11 protein-coding genes are annotated in these 21,952 nt (G+C 71.8%); all 11 read right to left on the reverse strand.

Annotated elements, in window-relative coordinates:
* Positions 1 to 8: 8 nt before the first annotated feature.
* The 11 genes from redW to D0T12_RS28775 are packed head-to-tail and all read right to left on the reverse strand — an operon-like array spanning position 9 to position 21,332.
* Positions 9 to 1,175, reverse strand: a complete 1,167-nt coding sequence (gene redW, locus D0T12_RS28725) for an L-prolyl-[peptidyl-carrier protein] dehydrogenase (protein ID WP_117403394.1) — start codon at positions 1,173 to 1,175, stop codon at positions 9 to 11.
* Positions 1,172 to 3,898: a beta-ketoacyl [acyl carrier protein] synthase domain-containing protein gene (locus D0T12_RS28730; RefSeq protein ID WP_117403396.1), complete on the reverse strand. Its 2,727-nt coding sequence runs from the start codon at positions 3,896 to 3,898 to the stop codon at positions 1,172 to 1,174. Before D0T12_RS28730 ends, redW begins: the two co-directional genes overlap by 4 nt.
* Before the next feature lie 7 nt (positions 3,899 to 3,905).
* Complete coding sequence (locus D0T12_RS28735; protein ID WP_117403398.1) at positions 3,906 to 5,030, reverse strand: aromatic ring-hydroxylating oxygenase subunit alpha; 1,125 nt, start codon at positions 5,028 to 5,030, stop codon at positions 3,906 to 3,908.
* Positions 5,027 to 7,729, reverse strand: coding sequence for a PEP/pyruvate-binding domain-containing protein (locus D0T12_RS28740; protein WP_117403400.1), 2,703 nt, complete (start codon positions 7,727 to 7,729; stop codon positions 5,027 to 5,029). The genes D0T12_RS28735 and D0T12_RS28740 overlap by 4 nt, the downstream gene beginning before the upstream one ends.
* Positions 7,729 to 8,781, reverse strand: a complete 1,053-nt coding sequence (locus D0T12_RS28745; RefSeq protein WP_117403402.1) for an SAM-dependent methyltransferase — start codon at positions 8,779 to 8,781, stop codon at positions 7,729 to 7,731. Before D0T12_RS28745 ends, D0T12_RS28740 begins: the two co-directional genes overlap by 1 nt.
* On the reverse strand, positions 8,778 to 9,623 hold the full coding sequence (locus tag D0T12_RS28750; protein WP_117403404.1) for a thioesterase II family protein: 846 nt from the start codon (positions 9,621 to 9,623) through the stop codon (positions 8,778 to 8,780). Before D0T12_RS28750 ends, D0T12_RS28745 begins: the two co-directional genes overlap by 4 nt.
* 1 nt (position 9,624) lies before the next feature.
* The gene (locus D0T12_RS28755) at positions 9,625 to 17,292 is read right to left on the reverse strand and encodes a type I polyketide synthase (protein WP_117403406.1); all 7,668 of its coding nucleotides are present in this window, start codon (positions 17,290 to 17,292) and stop codon (positions 9,625 to 9,627) included.
* The gene (locus D0T12_RS28760; RefSeq protein ID WP_199487757.1) at positions 17,289 to 18,881 is read right to left on the reverse strand and encodes an amino acid adenylation domain-containing protein; all 1,593 of its coding nucleotides are present in this window, start codon (positions 18,879 to 18,881) and stop codon (positions 17,289 to 17,291) included. The genes D0T12_RS28755 and D0T12_RS28760 overlap by 4 nt, the downstream gene beginning before the upstream one ends.
* Positions 18,878 to 20,827: an aminotransferase class I/II-fold pyridoxal phosphate-dependent enzyme gene (locus D0T12_RS28765; protein ID WP_117403408.1), complete on the reverse strand. Its 1,950-nt coding sequence runs from the start codon at positions 20,825 to 20,827 to the stop codon at positions 18,878 to 18,880. Before D0T12_RS28765 ends, D0T12_RS28760 begins: the two co-directional genes overlap by 4 nt.
* The gene (locus D0T12_RS28770) at positions 20,824 to 21,084 is read right to left on the reverse strand and encodes a phosphopantetheine-binding protein (RefSeq protein WP_117403410.1); all 261 of its coding nucleotides are present in this window, start codon (positions 21,082 to 21,084) and stop codon (positions 20,824 to 20,826) included. Before D0T12_RS28770 ends, D0T12_RS28765 begins: the two co-directional genes overlap by 4 nt.
* Positions 21,081 to 21,332, reverse strand: coding sequence for an acyl carrier protein (locus tag D0T12_RS28775; protein WP_117403412.1), 252 nt, complete (start codon positions 21,330 to 21,332; stop codon positions 21,081 to 21,083). Before D0T12_RS28775 ends, D0T12_RS28770 begins: the two co-directional genes overlap by 4 nt.
* Between the last annotated feature and the right edge of the window lie 620 nt (positions 21,333 to 21,952).

A 21,952-nucleotide genomic window follows, 5' to 3' on the forward strand; every position in this document is an offset into this window, starting at 1 on the left:
CCGTCCTCTCAGCGCCGGGCGGGTCGGCGGCGGCCGATGCCCAGGGCGCGGGCGATGTTGTTCTTCTGGATCTCGTTGGTACCGGAGAAGATGCGCGCCGGGAGCGCGTCCCGGAGGAGGGCGCCCACGTCGCCCTCCAGCACGCCGCCGGAGCCGCGCACCTGGACGGCGTCGAGGCCGAGCTTGACCGCTGCCTCGCTCACCGCCAGCTTCGCCAGCGCCGACGGGACGTCGCAGTCCTCACCGGCGGCGAGGCGGCGGGCCGCGTCGAGGAGCAGCAGCCGCGCCGACTCCAGGCTCAGCACCATGTCGACTATGCGGTGGCTGACCGCCTGGAACTGTCCGATGGGGGATCCGAACTGTTCACGTTCGGCGGCGAACGCGAGGGTGTCGTTCAGGACGCGGCGCATCGCGCCCAGGTAGATGGCGAACAGGCAGGTGCGCTCCCATTTCATCGACCCGGTGAAGACCGTGGCGCCGGATCCCTCCGCGCCGAGGACGCTCTCAGCGGGGACGATGCAGTTCTCGAAGTAGACGTCTGCGGTCGGGGATCCGCGCAGGCCGGTCTTCTCGTAGGGGCGGCCCACTCTCAGGCCCGGTGTCGCCGCGTCCACGATGAAAGAAGTCAGGCCGAAGAAGCCTGCGGCGGGACGGGTGGCGGCCTGGACGATGAAGACGTCCGCGACGGGGGCGTTCGTCGTGAAGCACTTGCTGCCGTCCAGGACGTAATGGTCGTCCTTGCGCTCCGCCCGGGTGGACAGGTTCAGGGAGTCGGACCCGGCGCCGGGTTCGGTGACGCCGTGGGCGGCGATCCGCTCGCCCGAGCACAGGCCGGGCAGCCAGCGCCGCTTCTGGTCGTCGGTGCCGAACTCCACGATCGGCATCAGGCAGGCGAACAGGTGCGCCGCGACGGAGAAGGCGAAACCGGTGTCGGTGCACCCCTCGCCGAGGGCCTCCATCAGGATCGCGGCGGACTCGGCGTCCAGGCCGCTGCCGCCGTACTCGGCCGGAACCGTGGCGCCGGTCAGGCCCTGCCTGCCGGCGAGGCGCCAGCGTGCGCGGAAGCGGTCGGCGCCGGCCGCGTCGCCGCCCTGTTCCGGCGCCAGGTCGCGGCGGGCGAAGGCGAGTACCGTCTCGCGCATCTCGGTGAGTTCGGGAGTGAGTCGAAGGTTCATCCGGATCCGTCCTCGTACTCCTCGACGAGCAGGTGATAGTTGATGCCGCCGGTGCCGAACGAGCTGACCCCGGCCCGGCGGGGCCGTCCCGGCACGGCGGGCCAGGGCTCGGGTGCGGTCGGCAGGCGGGCCGGGATGTCGTCCAGCGGGAGGTCGGCGGCGGGCGTGCGCAGGTTCGCGTTGGGCGGGAACGTGCGGGCGCGCATGCTCAGTAGTGCTTTGAGCAGGCCTGCGGCGCCTGCGGCTGCGAAGGTGTGGCCGAAGAACGACTTCGCCGAGCCGATCACCAGTGGTCGGGGGCGGCCCGGTTTCGCGTACACCTCGACCGTCGCGGAGATCTCCGCCCGGTCGCCGACCCGGGTGCCGGTTCCGTGCGCCTCCAGGTAGTCCACGGCGGACGGGTCGAACTCGACCTGCTCGAACGCCTGCCGCATCGCGCGGACCTGGCCGTCGACGTCCGGCGCGATCAGCGATCTGGCGTCGTTGGAACCTCCGACGCCGCGCAGCAGGCCGAAGATCGGGTCGCCGTCCCGGACCGCGTCGGACAGGCGTTTCAGCAGGAACAGCGCGCAGCCGTCGCCGGGGCTGAACCCGTCGGCGGCGGTGTCGAACGGGGTGATCCTGGTGTGCGACAGGAGCCCGAGAGCCGAGCACAGCACCAGGTCACGCGGGTTGCACGTGATCTCGGCGCCACCGGCGAGGGCGAAGTCGACGTCCCCGGACCGCAGCGCGCCGACCGCGACGTCGAGGGCCGCGAGCGACGACGCGCAGGCCGCCTCGACCGCGACGGGCACGGCCGACAAACGGAACTCACCGGCGATCAGCGCGGCTACGCCGCCCGCCAGGCAGCCGTCCAGGTCCACGGGCGTCAGCGGGTCTTCGGATGTGCGGAAGCGGGCCCGGACGCGGTCGAGGAGCCGGGCGCGGGCGCGGTCGGAGAGGGGCGCCAGGGCGGGAAGGCCGGCGGCGATCGCGTCCAAGTCGGTTGCCTGGCGGTCGGCGTTGAGCCGCCGGGTTCGGGTGAGGCCGAGGTTGCTTCCGATCGCCACCATGCCGCGATGTCCGGTCAGGTCGTCGGCGCGTCCGTGGCGGGTGAGCGTCTCGGCGGCCACCGCCAGGGCCACCCGCTGGACGGCGTCCATGGCCTTGTACCGGCGTGGGGTGATGCGCAGGCCGTCCGGGGGTTCGTCGGGCGCCGCCATGTAGGCGCCGAGGTCGGTGTAGCAGTGGGTGAGGCTGGCGTCGTTCGCGCGGTGGTACAGCTCACGGTCGAGGACGGCGTCCGGCAGGGGTTCGATGCGGTCCACGCCGGAGTGCACGACCCGCCAGAAGCCTGCGGCGTCGGGCGCGTCGGCGAAGCGTCCGCCGTAACCGATCACGGCGATCGGTTCGGGGTGGGTCGTGTCAACGGTTCCGCGTGATGGTCGTCCCGCGGTCGATGTCTTCGGTCCGCGTGAGTCGTGTTCTTCCAGGAGAAGATGGCAGAGCGCGCCCGTCAGTGAGGCTCCGCAGACGGCGGCGCGGCGCGGTTCCCCGCCGGGTTCGGCGGGCCAGGGCTCAAGCGTCCGGGCGGATCGGAAGGTCGTGCCGTGCGGCGCTTCGGCGTCCGTGGTCGGTTGATGTGGGGGGAGGCGGCGGTGGTAGAGGGCCAGGGCGGCCTTGGCGACACCGGCGAGGCCGGCGTTGGCGAAGGTGCGGCCGGGGAACGTCCCGGGCGTGCCGAGCGTCACCGAGCGGGGCGGGGCGCCCTCGAAGAGGTGGTCGAGCGCGTCCAACTCGGCCTTCGCGGCGGCGGGTGGGCCGCTCGCCGCGCGTTCCACGTAGCGGACGGACCGCGGCTCCACCCCGGCCGCGTCATGGCAGGCGCGGGCGACACGGTGGCGGCGTTCGACGGACGTCGAGTAGCGCAGCGTCCCGGGCCGGGAGTCGTGCTCCAGGGCGCAGCCGAGGATCGAGGCGTAGACGCGGTCCCCGTCGTGGACGGCCGACGACCGCCGTTTCAGCAGCAGCGCCCCGACCCCCTCGGCGACGTCCGCGGGTAGCCCCTTGGCGGCGAGCGCGTCCGCGAACAGCGGGCTCTCCCAGCGTTGTCCGGTGAGCACGAGCGCCGCGTCGCAGCGGTCCCCGCGCAGGGCGTTGACCGCGTGGGCGAGCGCCGCGAACGACGTCGCGTCCGCCGACTCCAAGGTCACGGTCCGGCCGCGCAGGCGGAACGCCCCGGCTATGCGGGCCGGGATCGTGCTCGCCATCTCCCCGACCCGATCGTGCGGGGACGCGCCGAGCCGCTCGGGTAACAGCACCCGCAGTTCGTCCGCCGCGCGCCGCCCGGTCTCACGGGCGTGCTCGCCGAACAGCGCGGGCACCTCGTGTTCCAGGTCCCGGGCGTACCGGGAGCCTTCGACGCGCAGGGCGTTGGCGTACTGGCGGTCGAGGCCGAAGCAGATCCCGGCGATGACGTCCGTCCGGTCGGTGCCGAGCGGGCGCCCGGTGTACCCGGCGTCGGTCAGGCATTGCCGGGCCGCCTCCAGCATGAGTACCTGCATTCGGGACATCGACCGCCGCTGCACCGGTGGGATGCGGTAACGCGCCACGTCGACGCGCACATCGTCCAGCGTGGACGGGACGGACGCCGGTGGGTCCCCGCAAAGCCGCCAGTAGTCACCGGCACCGCGAGCCCCCGGGTACAGGCACGCGATGCCGATGATGGCGATGGGTTCTGGCACGGGCCCGTCACACCTTCGCCGTGTCCTCTGCGGCGGGCTCTTCGGCCGGCCGGTGAGCGCCGCCGGGGGTCGGAGCCTTTCCGTTGCCACCGGCACCGTTCTCGGAGATGCCCGCCTCCTTGCGCAACTGGTCCCGCATGACCACGTACTTGGCGTTCAGCTCGTCGACCGCGACGAAACGGTTGACGCCCCGGCCGCTGACCCGGGGTTCGATCCGGGAGACGACGTTCATGTCCTGAACCTCCTGGACGCGCTTCTGCGCGAACAGCGCGAGCTTCGGCACGATCCGCCGCAGGGACGGGAGCCGCAGCACCGACGCCATGTGCGGGTCCTCGTACCAGCGGAACAACACCTGGGTGTTGTCGTCGTCGACGGGCGTGATCCAGACCGTGACGTCGAACGGTTCGGCGTGGATGTGCACCATCCCCGGGAAGGTGAAGGTGACCGTCATGCTCGCCTCGTTCGTCGGGTCGCCCTCGCCGACGAGCCGGAACGAGTGCCGCAGCGTCATCCCGTCCACTTCCAGGTGGCTGTCCTCGACCTTGGTCAGCGCGAGGTAGCGGCGGCGGCCGTCCAGCCCGAGCTTCTTCGGGGTGCCGGCCCAGCCGATGTAGTCCAGGACGTTGAACCAGTGGTCCCGGTGGACGACGGGCACGTGGTAGAAGTCCAGGAGGCTCTCGATGTAGCGGGTGTAGTGCACGGGCTGCTGCCAGGCGCCCGTGGCGTGGACGTCGGAGCGGTCGGCGACCTCGCGCGGGACCTGGATCTCGGGGAGGTCCTTCCGGTCGTCCCCCCACCACACGAAGATCAGCCCGTGGCGTTCCCGGACGGGATAGGTGTCCAGCCGCATCGACTTCGGGATCCGGCCGTTCGTGCCCAGGCACGGCGCGAGGGTGCAACTGCCGTCGGCGGCGAAACGGAAGTCGTGGTACGGGCAGCCGAGGGTGTCGCCGCGCAGCCGGCCGTCCGCCATGTTCGCGCCCTTGTGCGGGCAGCGCGCCGACTGGCAGATGAGCCGTCCGGCGGTGTCCCGCCACAGGACCAGCTCCATGCCGAGGCGCCGCGCTCCGGTGGGCCGCCTCGTGCCGACGTCCTCGGACCGGAGGATGGCGTACCACTGGTTGGGGATCATCCGTTCTTCCTTTCGTCGGTCTCGACGACCTCGACCACGCCGCGGTCGCCGTCCACCATGACGAGGTCACCGGTCTTGATCATTTGGGTGGCGTGCTTGCTGTTGACCACCGAGGGGACGCGGAACTCGCGGGACACGATCGAGCTGTGCGACAGCATCGAGCCGATGTCGGTGACGACCGCGCCGGCGATGGCGAACAGCGGTGTCCACGAGGCGTCGGTGAACCGGGTCACCAGCACCTCGCCGACCTGGAACTCGTCGGCCTGCCAGACGAGGTCCTCGATGATCCGGGCCCGGCCGACGATCCGGCCCGGACTCGCCCCGAGGCCCTCCAGCCGGACGCCGTCCGGGGCCGGGCGGACCGCGCGGGTGACGTCCCACTCGCCGACGAAGCTGAGCGGCGGTTCCGGTAGCCGGGCGTACGCGCGGAACGTGCGCCGGGCCTCCTCCAGCTTCGCGCGGGAGAACACCCGGCGGGGATCGCGGTCGCCGGACAGGTACTCCAGGACGTCCGCGAAGTCGAGGTCGGCGACCTCGTCCAGCGACCGCAGCACCCCGGCCTCGACGAGCCGGCGCCCGACCTCGTAGACGACGCGGCGCACCAGCCAGATCGAGGTGATCATCGACATGCGGGTGAGTTCCCGCAGCCGGCTGCACGTCTCGTACAGGGACATGACCTTCTCGATCGTGCGGCGCTTCGGCGCGGGCAGGCGGCTCAGCGCCTGTGCGGCCTCGTCCTCCCGGGGGTCGTGGGCGCGGTCGAGGACCTCGTCGATGGAGAAGCCCTCTTCGGCGTACCGCCGGATCATCTGGAACACGTACGACGGGTCGTCGATCCAGCGGGGGTGGGTCAGTTCCATCTCCTGGTGGCCCCGGGTGCCGTTCTCCCGCAGGAACGGGACCATGTGGCCGTCCCAGAAGGCGCGTCCCGACTCGTCGGCGCGGAGCCGGGTGGACACGTCGTGCGCGGACCCGGCGCGGATGATCTCCATGACGCGGGGGTCGCGGCGGGCGACCTGGGCGAGGGCCCAGATCTCGCGCGCCGACTCGACCGTCCGCAGGCTGGACATGTCGGTCTTGATGCGGTTGCGGAGGCTGGCGCCCTCCTGGCCGAGCCACGCGCCGCAGAGGGCTTCGAGGACGCCGTAGAAGCCGAACGCGTTCATGTAGTACGGCATGTAGCCGATGTGCATGTCATTGAAGTAGGCGAGGCGCCGCTTCAGCTCCGCGTTCAGTTCCGGGCGGTCGAGCCTGGTCAGGTCGATGCCCTGGGCTCGGTCGAACTCGTAGAACCGCGACCGGACCATTCGCCGGGCGCGTTTCTTCATCGTCCGTAGTTCCGTGATGGACGTCTTCAGCCAGAACGCGGCCGCCTGGGCCTCCTCGCGTGGGCCGCCCGGCCAGGTGCCGAAGGGGTTCTCGTAGGTGTCGAGATCCACCTCCTCGCTGGCGAAACGGCTGGTGAAACGGCTCTGGTCCCGGGTGGGGAGGCACTGGCCCAGCAGGTAGGACGTGTAGGAGATGTTCAGGTAGACGTGCCCTTGCAGGTAGCCCATGTGCAGCGACATGTCGCCTGGGTCGCGGACGCCGGTCGACAGGGCGCAGCCGCGGTGCACGTTGTGCTGGTAGTACTGCGCGAACGACTGGCCGAGCGGCGACATCACGCCGGTGAAGATCTCGCCGATGTCCATGCGGGACCACAGCGTTCCCGTGCGGATCGCGTCGGGCTGGGGTTCCACGTAGGGGCTCGTCCGCCGGTCGCGGACGGGTGTGGTCGTGATCGGGCGGCTCTGGAGGAGGTACGGCGTGCCGTCGCGCATGGCCCACTCGATGTCCTGCTCGGCGCCGTAATGGTCACGGACCCGGACCGCCAGCGCCGCCAGGTCGGCGAGCTGGTCGGGTGTCAGGCACGGGACGTTGCGCGCGGCGGCGTCCACCTTGACGAGCCCGACCGTCCCCGGCACGACCGGCGCGCACTTGGTGACCTTGTACCGGATCTGCTGGTCGACGACCTGCGGGCCGTCGGGGTCGAGGAGGAAGAAGTCGGAGGTGACCTTGCCCGCCACCAGGCCCTCTCCGAGTCCCCAGCAGCCCTCCACGACGAACCGGTCGTCACGGCCGCTGACCGGGTCGCGGGTGAACAGCACCCCGCCGGTGTCGGCGTGCACCATCTGCTGGACGACCACGGCGATCGACCCGGCGTGCGCCGCGTCGCGGTAGGCGGCGGCGCGGTCGGTCCACAGCGACGCCCAGCACACCTTGACGGCGTCGAGCAGGGCGGCGTCCCCGGCGACGTCGAGCACGGTGTCGTGCTGGCCCGCGAAGGAGTGGGACTCGGAGTCCTCGGCGGTCGCCGAGGAGCGGACGGCGACGCGCGGACGGCCGAGATCCCCGTAGGCGTCCAGGACGGCGCCCGCGACGCTCGCGGGGATGTCGGTCGCCATGATCTTTTCCCGCAGTTCGGCGGGGGCGGTTCCGGTGATGCGGGCGTCCAGTCCTGTCTCTTTGAGGAACCGCTCGAACAGGTCGGTCGTCAGGCAGAACGCGGGCGGCACCGGGAGGCCGGCGCGCAGGAGCTCGTCCAGGCGGAGCGCCTTGCCGCCGAGCAGTTCGGCGGGCGGGGGTTCGCCCGCGCCGAGCACGACGAGCTCTCTGTTCGCGGTGGCGGTCGCGTGTGCGGCGGAGGTCGGGGTCGACATCAGATGAGCTCCTCAACGTCGGTGCCGTGTTCCGGGTCCCGGTGGGTGCCGACGAAGGCGCGGAACTCGCCGCCGGGGATGAGGCGGCGCTCCCGCACGCCGGTGAATCCCGCGCTTCGCAACTGGTCGACGAGTTCGGCGGCGTCCGGCAGCGGGCCGCCGAAGTCGGCGCACGAGAACCACAGGTCGAGCACCTCCATGCCGACGGGGCCGCCCCGGCACGGGGTGGTGAGCAGCAGCCTGCCGCCGGGGGCGAGCAGCGACCGGACCCGCTCCAGCACCTTCACCCGCTCGTCGGTGGGGAAGTAGTAGATGTTGTTGTGCATCGTCACGAGGTCGAAGACCGGTTCCATGTCGAGGTCGCGGACGTCCGCCCGGCGGACCTCGACGCGGTCGGCCAGGCCCCAGGCGGCCATGTTCGCGGCGGCGTCGGCGGCGACGTCGTCCTGAAGGTCGATCGCGAGCGCGGTCAGTCGCGGGTTCAGCAGGGCGGCGTGCCGGGCGTAGACGCCGCTGCCGCACCCGACCTCCAGCAGCCGTCTCGGCTCGTGCCGCTCCACGACGAGGTCGACGGCCTCCTCCACGAACGGCCGGATGACCTGGGTGGAGCGGGCGATGACCGCGCCGTCCTGGTCGCGCAGGGTCAGCCGCTTGCCGCCGCGCGCTATGGCCGGGGCCTCCAGCAGGACCGGGAGGTGGAACCGGGTGACCTCCTCCAGCGCGGCGGCGATGGCGTCGTTGCGGGGACGGCCGAGCGCCTTGGCGGCCCGGCCGCGCAGCTTGTAGCAGCCGTCGTCGAATCCGAGTTCGCCGAGCCGGACGCCGATGTCCAGCCAGGCGCGCAGGACGTCCCGGTCCTCGCGGACGTCGAGCGCGTTGGCGAGGGTGTCCAGGTCGCAGGGGCGGACGGCGAGGCGTCGCAGCACTCCGTTGCCGGAGGCCGCAGCGAGGAACGACGCCCGGTACACGGGCGTGACGAGTCCCCGGGCGAGCGACGCCAGCAACGGAACCTGCCGGCTCCGAGCCAGTTTGGCCAGGGTCGCGACATTCATGGCAGAGTCCTCCGGGGCTTGGGGGGCGCGGCGAAGCCTGTGGCGTGCCGTTCCAGTTCACGGTGGAGTTCGCGTAGGAGGGCCGGCCGTTCGGGGCCGGTCAGGTAGAAGTGGCCGCCCGGCAGGTGCCTGCGCAGCGTCGAGCCGTAGGTGTACTCCCGCCACTCGTCGACCTGGTCGGGCGGGGCGATCGGGTCCCCCTCGGCGGAGATGGCCGTGATCGGGCAGTCGAGTGGGCGGCGCGGCGTCCATCGGTAGGTCTCGCACGCGGTGAGGTCCGCTCGGAGGACCGGCATCCGGCGGGCGAACGGCGCGCCGCCCGCCCGCGGGTCGACGCCGGCGCCGGTGAGACCGCCGAGGTCGCGGACGAGGTCGAGCAGCGACTCGTCGGTCAGCTCCGCGCCCATTCCGACGCCGTAGAAGTGGGGTGCCCGGCTGCCGGACACGAATAGGTGGACGGGCTCGTCCGCGCCACGGGCGCGCAGCTCGCAGGCGACCTCGTAGGCGAGCAGCGCGCCCATGCTGTGCCCGAACAGCGCGTAGCCGTCCGTGAGCCGCTCCGCGAGGAGGGCCGTGGCGATGTCGGCGGCCAGCGGCTCCAGTTCGTGGCGGGGCGGTTCTCCGAGCCGGAAGCTGCGGCCGGGTAGCAGCACCGGCACGATCTGCACGTGGGCGCCGAGGTGCGCGTGCCAGTCACGGTAGACCGAGGGGGTTCCGCCCGCGTGCGGGAAGCAGATCAGGCGCAGGCGGGCATTGGGGTCGGCGGTCACTCCCGGGAACCACGGCCCGCCCGGCGCGCGGACGGCGCCGGGGGGCGGCTCGGTGATCTGCGGTGCGGGCATGTCAGCCGCCCAGGAGCTCGCGCCCGGCCGGGGACCGGAGCCATTCGACCGTGCGCGCCATGCCCTCCTCGAAGGAGACGGCGGCCTTGAACCCGAAGTCCTCGCGGGCCCGGTCGATCGGGAAGGACTGGTCGCGCTCCAGCAGATGGACGGCGTGCCGGGTGAGGACCGGACGCGACCGGACGCGCAACGTCCCGTACACGCGTTCGGCGGCTCCGGCGACGCCTGCGGCGAGCGGGCGCGGCAGGCTCACCGACGGCGGTTTGACGCCGAGACCGTCCGCGAGCGCCTCGATGTACTCCCGCCACGTCGTCATCTCGGGGTCGCGCAGGTTGTAGATCCCGCCCGCCGCCTGTTCCGAACCGCAGGCGGCGATCATCCCGTCGACGAGGTTGGCGACGTACAGCAGGCCCGCCGGAGCCTTGCCCTTGCGGACGTAGACCATCTGCCGGCTCTTCAGGAGTGCCGCGATCTCGACGACGAAGTCCTTGCTGCCCGGCCCGTACACGGAGACCGGCCTGATGACGGTGAGCGGCACGTCGGCCTGTTCGGCGGCCCGGATCACCGCCTTCTCCCCGAGGAGCTTGCTGCGGTTGTAGGGCAGGCCGACGTCCTTCGGCTCGGTCCTCTCGTCGCACGGCCGGACCGGGTACCCGTACACGTCGGTGGTGCTGAGGTGCACGAACCGTTCGACGGTGCCCGCGTGGTGAGCGGCGTCCACCAGGTTCTTGCAGCCGGTGACGTTGGCCTGCTCGAACTCCTCCCACGGCCCCCAGTCGGCGGACTTGCCCGCGCAGTTGTAGACGTACCGGACGCCCGCGGTGGCGCGCAGCAGCGCGTTCAGGTCGGTCAGCGAACCCCGCTCGATCTCGACGGGCAGGTCGGCGAACGCCGACCGGTCGCCGCCCTCGCGGACCAGCACCCGCACCCGGTGCCCGATCTCGGTGAGCCGGCGGGTCAGGTGGCCGCCGATGAACCCGGTCGCACCGGCCACGAGCACGTCGGCGGTACCGGACGGCGGCGGTTCGGTCGCGGGCCGGTCCCGGTCCTGGGTCCGGACGGCCGCCCTTGGCGGGGGCACGGTCACGGAGCCGGGGGTGGGTTGGTGCCGACGGTGCCGGGGTGAGGCGTTGTCCATGACGTCCACCAAGAGGTCGAGGGAGCGGTCGAGGTCGGCTTCGCGGTGGTCGGCGTTGACGAAGAACCGCAACCGGCACTTGTCGGCCGGCACGGCCGGGTGGCCGATCGGCATCACGTTCACGCCGCGCTCCAGCAGCGCGGCGGAGATCTCCATGGCCCGCGCCCAGTCGCCGACGATGATCGGGATGACGGCCGTGTCGCGGGAGACACCGGTGTCCAGGCCGCGTGCGCGGGCCGCCGTCCGGAAATGCTCGGCCAGGCCGCGCAGGCGCGCGACACGGTCGGGCTCGTCCTGGATGACCCGGAACGCTTCGAGTGCCGCGGCGGCGTTGGCCGGGGAGATGCCGGTGCTGAAGATGTAGAGCGGCGTCGTGAACTTCATGAACCGGATGAGTTCGCGGCGGGCGGCGATGTAGCCGCCGAGGCTGCCGATGGCCTTGCTGAGGGTGCCCATCCACAGGTCGACGTCGTTCGGGTCGACGCCGAAGTGTTCGCCGACGCCGCGTCCGGTGCGGCCGAGGACGCCGAGCGAATGCGCCTCGTCGATCATCAGCATCGCGTCGTGTCGCCGCTTCACCTCGATGAACGCCGGCAGGTCGGGCAGGTCGCCGTCCTGGCTGTAGGCGCCCTCGATCACCACCAGGGCGCGGCGGAACCGGCCGCGCGTCGCGGTGAGAACGCGGTCGAGGGCCTGCCAGTCGTTGTGCGGGAACGGCCGGCGAAGCGCGCCGGACAGGATGCACCCGCGGACCGTGCTGTCGTGGATCCACTCGTCGTGGACGATGAGGTCCTCGGGGCCGAAGAGGTGCCCGACGGTCGCGACGTTGGTGGCGTGCCCGCCCGCGAACACGATCGCCGCCTCGGCGCCGAGGAAACCGGCGATCTCCGCCTCCAGCTCGTGGTGCAGCGGGGTCTCCCCGCAGAGCAGCGGGGTCGCCGAGCTGGACGTCCCGTAACGGTCGATCGCGGCCTTGGCCGCCGCGCGCAGCCGGGGGTGCGCCGACAGGGCCAGGTAGTTGAACGCCGAGAAGTTCACCATCTGGCGGCCGTTCATCTGGATCAGGCCGGAGTTGAACCCCTCGTGGACGCGTTCGTAGGCGTTGGGGCCGCTCGCCTCGATCAGCCGGAGGCGTTCCAGCATCGCGGCGTATTCCTCCCAGTCCTCGAACCGCCGCTGGATCTTCACCGTCCGGGACGTGTCCGGGACGGGGGCGGGCGCGGGCGCGGGGGTGTACGTCTGGGCCGGTGGAGCCGTCATCGCGGGTTGGGGCGCGACCGTGAGGCCGAGGGCGTCCAAGAGTTGGCCGACGGTGAAGTCCTCGGGCAGGGTGTGGCGGAGTTCCGCGACGCGGTCGGGATACAGGGGGGCGAGGTGCCGTTCCAGCTCGCCCTTCATGAGCGAGTCCAAGCCCAGTTCGCTGCCGACGTGAGCGTGGGGCGAGATCTGGTCGACGGGGAAACCGCAGACCTTGGACATGTACGCCAGGACCCTGGCTGCGCCGTCGCCGGGCGTCACCGTCTGCGCCGTCCTGGTGGGGTGCGCGTATCCGTTGCCGTCCATGTCGGGTTCCCTTCGCGGCTCGGCCGTCCCGTTTCCGCCTGTTGACCAGGGTGTTTTGAGCCAGTAGGTGCCGCGCTCGAACACCGTGTGCGGCACGGCGACCCGCCGGCGCGGGTGACCGGCGTCGAGTCCGGACCAGCGGACGTCCCCGCCCGCGCAGTACCAGCGGCCGACCGACCGGAGGAAGGTCTGCCAGTCGTCCGCCTTGCGGCGCAGGGACGGCAGCCACAGCGCCGACTCGGCGTCCCCGGCGAGGCCGGTGCGCGCCAGGCCGAGGAGGGTGGGGTGCGGGCCGGCCTCCACGAACGTGTCGCAGCCGAGCCTGCGCAGCGCGGCGAGACCGTCCGCGAACCTGACCGTGCCGAGCAGATGGTCGGCCCAGTAGCCGGGGTCGGGACGGCCCATCGGCTCCCCGGTGTGGTCGGAGATCCACGGGATGTCCGGCTCCTTGGCGGTGATGCGGCGCGCGGCGTCCCGTAGCGGGTCGGCGGCACCGGCCATCAGCGGCGAGTGGAAGGCGTGGGAGACGGCCAGTCGGCGGACGACGACGCCCTTGTCCGGTAGGTCCCGGGCCAGTTCGTCGATCTCTTCCACCGGCCCGGACAGGACGAGGTGGTTTCGCGCGTTGACGGCCGCGACCGTGACGGACGGGTGTGCGGCTGCTGCTGCCTGGATCGGCTCCGGCTCTCCGGCGCAGGCGATCATGGCGCCCGCTCCGGGCAACTCGTCCATGAGACGGCCCCGGGTCGCGGCGAGGGTCAGCGCGTCCTCCAGGGAAAGCGCACCCGCGACGCAGGCCGCCGCGAACGCGCCGACGCTGTGACCGAGCACGGCGGCAGGACGCACGCCGAGCGCGCCCCAGAGCCGGGCGAGCGCGACCTCCACGGCGACGAGGGCCGGTTGGCAGTTGCGGGTTCTCTTCAGCTCGGTCGCGTCGTCACCGGTGAAGAGGAGGTCGCGGAGAGAAGTGCCGAGGAGTTGCCGCAGCACGTCGTCCGCCTGGTCGATGACGGCGGCGAAGGCCTGGCTGGACTCGTAGAGTCCGCGTCCCATTCCTGGATACTGCGTGCCCTGGCCGCTGAAGAGGAACGCGGCCTTCGGGGCACGTGCCGTGCGCTCCCCGCGAAGGACGTCCGCGGACGCCTCGTCGGCGGCGAGCGCGGCGAGCGCGCCGTCCAGGTCGGACATCGACCTGGTCACGACGACGGCGCGATGGCCGAGCGCCGCGCGTCCGGTGTTCGCGGCGTGGCACAGGTCAGCGAGTTCGACGTCCGGGCTGGCCGCGATGTGCGCCCGGTACCTGCGGGCGAGGGACGCGAGCGCGGACGGCGTGTGGGCGGACAGGCCCAGCGCCTGGACCGGCCGCTCGGCGTTCGGCGGGGCCGTCGCCGGAAGTGCCTCGGGCGGGCGGGCCACGATCACATGGGCGTTGGCGCCGCCGAACCCGAACGAGCTGACCGCAACGCGGGAGGGTGGGACGCGGACGCGCCCGGTCAGCACGGTGAGGCCTGACCCGTCCCAGGGCAGGTGCCGGTTCGGGGTCGTGAAGTGCAGTTGCGGGGGCAGTTCGCCGTGCCAGACGGTCAGGACGGCTTTGATGAGCCCGGCGATCCCGGCGGCGGCCTCCAGGTGCCCGATGTTGGCCTTGACGGAGCCGACCGGGCAGGGCGAGTCCGCGGCGCGGTCCCGGCCGTAGACCTCGGTGAGCGCCTCCCATTCGATGGGGTCGCCGAGGACCGTGCCGGTGCCGTGCGCCTCGACGTAGTCGATTGCGCGGCCGTCCGTGCCCGCCTCGGCGAGCGCCTGTTCGATGACCTGGCGTTGCGCCGATCCCTTCGGGGCGGTGAGGCCGTTGGCGCGCCCGCCGTGCCCGACGGCGGCACCGGTGATGGTCGCCAGGACGCGGTCCCCGTCGGCGAGCGCGCGGGAGAGTCGTTTCAGGCAGACCAGCCCGGCGCCCTCGCCACGGACGTAGCCGCTCGCCGCGTCGTCGAAGGTGCGGCACGTCCCGTCCGGCGACAGCATCCCGCCGCGGGCGAACGCCACCGACAGCGCCGGGTTGATGATGAGGTTGACGCCGCCCGCGAGCGCCATGTCGCATTCCCCGGCGCGCAGGCTCCGGCACGCGGCGTGGACCGCGACCAGCGAGGACGAGCAGGCGGTGTCGATCGCGAGGCTCGGGCCGCGAAGGTCGAACTGGTAGGACAGCCGGTTCGCCGCGACCGCGTGGGCCGTGCCCGTCGCGGCGTACACGTCGATCGACCGGTGGTCGGACGTCTGGAGGTCGGCGTAGTCGTGGCTGCTGATGCCGACGAACACGCCGGTGTCGGTGCCCGCGACGGCGTCGGGGGCGATGCCCGCGTTCTCGAAGGTCTCCCAGGCGATCTCCAGGAGGAGCCGTTGTTGGGGGTCCATCCGTTCGGCCTCGCGGGCGGAGATTCCGAAGAAGCGGGCGTCGAAACGGTCGATGTGGTCGAGGAAGCCGCCACGGGTCGGGGCCTCCACTCCGGTGACGTCCCATCGGCCCGGGGGCACGTCGGTGACGGCGTCCCTGCCGTCGAGGAGAAGGCGCCAGTAGCCGTCCGGGTCGGGCGCGCCGGGGAAACGGCAGCCGAGGCCGACGACCGCGATCGGCTCCGCGGCGTCGTCGAATTCGGGCTTCGGTTTGGGAGGTGTGTGTTCGTCGTCTTGTTGTTCGCCGCCGAGGCGGTGCGCGACGTCCCGGATGGTGGGTCGGTCGAAGACGGTGCTCGACGGCAGGTCGCGTCCGAGCCAGGTTCCGAGTTCCTCGATGATGCCGACCGCGGCCTTGGACGCCAGGCCCAGATCCGCGAAGGGGACGGTCGTGTCGATGGCCCCGGCGGGCAGGCCGAGCCGGGCGGCGACCTTCTCCACCAGCCATTCTTCGATGTCGGTCGTGCTTCGCGGAGCGGCGGGCGCCGGGGCCGCGGCGTCGGCGCCGAGCAGTCTCAGGAGGGCGGGGATCGACGGTTCGGCCAGGAGGTCGCCCAGGGGAACCCGCAGGCCGAACTCTCGGTCGAGGCGGTTCGCCAGGTCCAGAAGCGCGGGGTAGGTCAGGCCGAGGTCCGCGAAGTCGCGGCGTTCGAGGTCTTGGAGCTTGGTCGTCGTGCCGGGAACGGTGGATTCGATTGTTTCGAGAATTCTCGTCCGGTCGGCGCCGCCTTGCCCACTGCCGGTCTCGCGGCTCACGCTCGCCGCGACGACCGGCAGTCCGAAGGTCAGGAACGCCTCCCGGCATCCCTTCCGCTGGATCTTGCCGCTCGTGGTCTTGCCGACCGACGCCCTCCTGACCAGGACGACGGCGTGCGGGGAGACGTCGTGCTCGCGTGCGATCGCCGCGCGGATCCGGGCCAGCAGCGTCCCGGGGTCGCCGACCCGGGGGCCGTCCACCTCGTAGACGACGACCATCTCCTCGGCGCCGTCGACGTCGACGCCGAACGCGGCGCCGCAGCCGCCCCGGATCGCCTCGTCCACGCGTTCCACGGTCAGCTCGACGTCCTGCGGATAGTGGTTGCGCCCCTGGACGATCACGACGTCCTTCAACCGGCCGACGATGTGCAGTTCGCCGTCCCGTTCGAAGCCGAGGTCGCCGGTCCGCAGGTGTTCGGCGCCGTCCGGGTCGTCGGCGATCCGCGCCTGGAACGTCTCCCGGGTGGCGTCGGGGTCGCGCCAGTACCCGCGGGCGACGCCCGGCCCGCTGATCCAGATCTCGCCGACCCGTCCGGCGGGCAGGCGACGGCGCGTCGCCGGGTCCACGATCGCCACGTCGACCCGGTCGGCGGCGGGTCCGCAGCCGACGACGCGGACGGCGCGGCGGCCCGTGACGGACGTCTCGACGCGGGCGTTCTCCAGCGCCTCCGCGTCGAGGGACGCGATCCGCGGCGCGCGGTCGGCCGGGGTGCCGCTGACCAGGAGGGTCGCCTCCGCCAGCCCGTAGCACGGTAGCAGCGCACGCCGGTCGAAACCGCACCGCGCGAACCGTTCGGCGAACCGGTCGAGGGTGTCGGCGCGCACCGGCTCCGCGCCGTTCAGGGCGAGCCGCCAGGAGCTGAGGTCCAGTCCGGCCGTCTGCTCCTCGGTGATCCTGCTCAGGCAGTAGTCGAAGCCGAAGTTCGGGGACGGTGAGGTCGTCGCGCGGGTGCCGGAGAGCGTCTCCAGCCAGAGCAGCGGGCGTTGGATGAACGTGCGCGGCGCCATGAGGTGCCCCGGGACGCCGCCGTACAGCGGGGTGAGGAGCCCGCCGATGAGGCCCATGTCGTGGTACGGCGGAAGCCACGACACCAGGGCCGAGTCCCGGTCGTGCTCGATCGCCAGGTGGATCGTGCGCAGGTTCGCGACCAGGTTCTCGTTGCTCACCATGACGCCCTTCGGCGTCGCGGTGGACCCGGACGTGTACTGCAAGAACGCCAGCGAAGCGGGGGTCGCTTCGGGGTCGAGCCACGCGTCGGCGTCGTCCTGGCCGCATTCCGTGCTCGCCAGCCAGCGCAGGTTCGTGGCGCCCAGGTCGCCCCGGCTTCCCTCACCGGACTCCAGGGAGTGCTTCTGTTCCTCGTCCACCAGCGCCCACCGGGCCTGGGTGTTGCGGGCGACCGCGGCGAGCCGCGCCGTCGTGGCGCCCGTCCGGCCGGTGTCCGGCGGGTAGGCGGGGACCGCGATGGCCCCGGCGTACAGGCAGCCGAGGAACCCAGCGACGTATTCGAGGCCGGGTGGCAGCAGGAGCAGGACGGGACGGTTGCGCAGCCCTTCCCGCTGGAGCCGTCCGGCGATGGCGCGCGCACGGAGGTCGAGGTCTCGGTAGGTCCAGGACTCGCTGTCCCCGCGCGGGCCGGTCAGGAACCGGTAGGCGAGCCGGTCGGGTGTCAGTCGGAGGTGGTGCCGCAGGATTCCCGTCACCGTGTCCGGCTCGGGACCTTCCCAGTGGGCGTCGATCGGGTTCGGGCGGGTCATCGTTCCACCGCCCCCGACGAGACGGAGGCCGGCACGCGGAGTCGGCCGAGGTCGACCTTGCCGTTGGCGTTGCGGGGCAGCGCCTCCAGCCGGGTCGCCGCGTGCGGGACCATGTACGTCGGCAGGTGCCGTGCGCAGTGTCTTTTGACCTCGATCAGGCCCGGCGCGTCCGCGCCATCGCGGACGGAGTGGTAGAGGACGAGCCGCGCGTCGGCGCCGTCCCCCTCCAGGAGGACGGCGGCCTCCGCGATGGCGGGGTGCCGGAGCGCCACGGCCTCGATCTCGCCCAGTTCGACGCGGTAGCCGGACACCTTAACCATGCGGTCCTTGCGGCCCCGGTAGACGAGCAGGCCGTCCGCGTCGCGGTTCACCAGGTCGCCTGTCGCGTGCCGGGCCTTGCCGGACGGATCCGGCTCACGGCCCCAGTAGCCGGGGGTGACACAGTCGCCCTCGACGATCAGTTCTCCGATCGCGTCCGGGTCGTGGAGGGGTTCGTCGTTCTCGTCGACGACGATGAGTCGGGCGTTTCCGACGGCGCGGCCGATGGGCAGCGGCTCGTCCCGCCGGAGGTCTTCCGGGCGCACCCGGTGGTAGGTGCAGACGTTGGTCTCCGTGGGCCCGTAGAGGTTGTACAGAACCGTCCGGCTGTTAAGGAGCGCGCTCAGTTCCCGGAGTCCCGGCATCGGGTAGACCTCACCGGCGAACAGCACGTAACGCAGCCCGGCGGCGGTCTCGGCCGTCAGCGCTCCGGACGCGGTGAGCAGCATCAGGATGGACGGCACCGAGTACCAGACCGTGACCCCGTGCTCGCGGATGCCGGTCGCCAGCGCCGCGACGTCACGTGCCTGGGCGTCCTCGACGATCCACACCGCCGCGCCGACCGAGAGGGCGACGAACAGGTCGAAGGTGCTGAGGTCGAAGTTGAACGAGGCGTGGTTGGCGAACACGTCGTCCGCGCCGACGTCCAGCTCGCGGCGGGCCCAGCCGGTGAACGCCGTCAGGTTGCGGTGCGAGATCTTGACGCCCTTGGGCGTCCCGGTGGAGCCGGACGTGTAGAGGATCGCGGCCAGGTCGGAGGGGGTGATCCGCGGCGGCCTCGACGTGGCGGTGTCCCGTGCCGCGCCGTCGAGGAACTCGTCGCGGGCGACGGCGGGCAGCGTGTTCGTCTGCGGTACGCCGTCCACCACGACGATCGACGTCGGCTTCGGGGCGGGCTCCAGGCCGTCGAGAAGCGCGAGATGGCGCCTGTCGGTGAACAGCACGATCGGCTCCGCGTCACGGAGGATCGTGTCCGCCCTGGCAGCGGGCTGTCCCGCGTCGATCGGCACGTACGCGCAGCCGGCCCGGAGCGCGGCGAGGACGGTCTCGGCGTACTCCGGTCCCTTGTCCATCCAGACGGCGACCCGGTCGCCGGGACGCGCGCCGAGGCCGAGGATCCCGGCGGACAGCACGGCCACGGTGGCGGCGAGTTCCCCGTAGGAGATCGTCCGCCGTCCCACGAGGGCGGGACGCGCCGCGTGCTCGGGCGACTCGACGTCCGGGAGCCCCACGAGGCCGTCGTCCAGGGATCCGAACCGTCGCGCGCTCACCGGCCCGGCTCCCGCCGCGCGCCGCCCGAAGCCGGCAGGACGCCGGTCTCCCGTCCCGCGTCCACGAAGATCTGGGCGGCGAGGGCCAGGTCCTCGGGCGTGTGCTCGGACGTCACGCTCACCCGCAGCCGGGCGTCGCCGAGCGGCACGCCGGGGAACACCACCGTCTGGCAGAAGAGGCCGCGGGCGCGGACCGCCCGGCCCATCTCCATCGCCCGGCGCTCGTCCCCGATGACGATGGGCAGGATCGCGCTGCGCGTGTTCTCCAGGTCGAACCCGGCGTCGGTGAGGTCCGCGTGCAGCCGGCGGATGTTCGACCAAAGCTGCGCGAGCCGTTCGGGCTCCTCCTCCATGACGTCGATCGCCGCGATCAGCCCGGCGGCCAGACCGGCGGGGATCGTCGCCGCGAAGACGTAGGAGTTGGAGTAGAAGCGCAGGTACTCGACGACCTCCTCGTCGCCGACGACGAATCCGCCCATGCCGGCGAGGGCCTTGCTCATGGTGCCGAGTTCCAGGTCGACCTCGTCCTTGAGCCCGAAGTGCTCGGCGGTGCCGGAGCCGCGCTCGCCGAGGACGCCCGTCGCGTGCGCGTCGTCGACCATGACCCGGGCGCCGTACCGCCGCGCCAGACGGACGATCTCCGGCAGGTCGCACACGTCCCCGTGCATGCTGAACACGCCGTCGGTGATGATCAGCTTGCCGCCGCGGACGGTCTCCGCGCAGCGCTCCAGCACCCGTTCCAACGCGCGCATGTCGTTGTGGCCGTAGATCTTCCGGACGCCGCCGGACAGCTTGCAGCCGTCCACGATGCTCATGTGGTTGAGCTTGTCCACGATCACCGCGTCATGGGTTCCGACCAGCGCCGACACCGCGCCGAGGTTGGCGGCGTAGCCACCGGGATAGACGATGCAGGCCTGCCGTCCCTTGAATCTGGCGAGGCGGTGTTCCAGTTCCTTGTGCAGGTGGTTGGTGCCGCCGATGATGCGGCAGCCCGTGTTCGTCGCCCCGTAGGCGCGGGTCGCGTCGCAGACGGCGTCGATGACCCGCGGGTGGTTCGCGAGCCCGAGGTAGTTGTTCGAGGCGAACATGAGGAACTCGCGGGTCCGGCCGGTCAGCTCGTCGTGGATCCGGGCGCGGTTGACGCACCGGGACCGCAGCGGCATCCCGTACCAGTAGAGGTGTTCGGCCTCGCGTCCACGCAGGTAGGACGTGAAGCTCCGCGCCTTGGAGAACAGGTCGGGGTCGCGGTCGTCGATGAAGTCGCGCATGGACCGGTCGTCCCAGGACGTGCTCGGCTCCGGTCGGGCCGGGTCCAGCTCGCCCACCGCGAGTTCGCGCGGCTCGGGAGCCTCGGTGACCGGGTCCGGGGCGGCCGGTTCCGTCGGGGGCCGCGACGTGCCGGAGCCGGCGCGGTGGGCTTCGAGTTCCGTGACGAGTTCGCGCAGGGTGGGCACCGTGAGTTTGGACGCCAGGCCCTCCGGCAGCCCCAGTTCGTCCGCGGCGTCGCTGATGATGGAGGCGAGCACCACCGAGTCGATGCCCAGCTCGCTCTCCAGTTCGGCGTCCAGGTCGAGCTGGTCACGCCGGTACTGGGTGTGCCGCATCGCGACCGTGAGGACGACCTCGTCCAGCCGCGGTTCGTCGCCCGCGCCGCCGTTCACGACCGCGTTCACGGGCGCGGCGGGCGCCCGCGTCGCGTGCGCCACCGCCTCGATCAGGTCCTGCGGGGTCGCCACGTCGCGGGGCAGCCGCACGTCCGGGCCGAAGTGGTCCCGGACGTCCGCCAGGATGGCGTCGAGCGTGGTCGCGTCGACCCCGAGCTCCCCTTCGAGGTGGCTCTCCGGTCGTAACCGCGACGGGTCGTACAGCGTGTTCGAAGCGATGATCTCCAGCACCCGCCGCCGGACCGAGACCACGGTCTGGGCGCCGTCCGCAAGTTCGGTCATCGGAGGCTCTTCTCCTCCCGGTCCAGCCGGTCGACCAGCGCGGTGATCGCGTCGACCGAGCCGAAGTTCGCGGGCGTGATCTCCTGGAGCGGGACGGTGACGCCGAACTCCCCCTGCACCGCGTGCACCAGGTCGAAGATCGCGGCAGAGTCGATGATGTTCAGCTCGATGAGCGGGGTGTCGGCGCGCAGGCCGTCGGCGTCCCCGTCCAGCAGGGCGTCGGCGATGTATCCGATGAGGAAGTCCGCCGGGGTCACGGTGAGGCCGCCGTCGCGATCCGCCGCTCGATCAGCTCGGCCGCGCGGCCGATGGTGTCCGAGGGCGAGACCAGGTCCTCGCCGAGGTCGGCGCCGGCGAACTCGGACTGGGCCACCAGCAGCAGCTCGACCAGGAACAGCGAGTCCACCTCGAGGTCCTCGAAGGTCACGTCCGGTGCCACGGCGGCCCGGTCCACTTCGAAGCGGTTCACCAGCAGGCCGACCAAGCGGTCGTACACGTCACTCACGACTTCCCCCTATGCCATTGATGGACGGTGGAGAACGGCGGACGCTCAGACTGTGGTGCACCACGCTGACGACGACGCTGACGAACCACTGACCGGGCGGCCGGGAGGGCGAGCACCGAGATCAACGGGTGCGTCCGGCTCGGGGAAAGTCGGTGTCCATGGCGACACCAAGATCAAAAGGCCCCGCGGGCGGTCGGTCACGGGCCAATGCGAGCGGCTCGTTGATCACTTACGTCACGACCGGCGATCAATCGCGGGCCTCGAAATCGTGCCGCGGGCGCGCCGCGGACCGGCGGTGATTCACGGACCGTCTCGACACCGAATCCATTGGGCGCGGTCGGCGAGGTCGGCATGGCGTCCGCGTCCGAGTCCGCTGACCTGGAGAAGTACCCCATCGTTGATCATTTATGCGGCCGAATAGGCCGCCGGTCATCCGGTTGCCGCCTTAGGCCAGATTCGCCACCAACAAGTCACCATCACCACAAAGCAGGGCAGTCATGCCATCATGCCTAGAGATGCCATCGACTCCGAACGCATACCGTAACTAGCGCGACTACTCACAGTAATAACCCGCTATCTGGCTGAAGTTTCAACGATCGAGCTCCTGTTCCCGCCACCGG

The organism is Actinomadura spongiicola (assembly GCF_003432485.1).
Taxonomy (GTDB): Bacteria; Actinomycetota; Actinomycetes; order Streptosporangiales; family Streptosporangiaceae; genus Spirillospora; species Spirillospora spongiicola.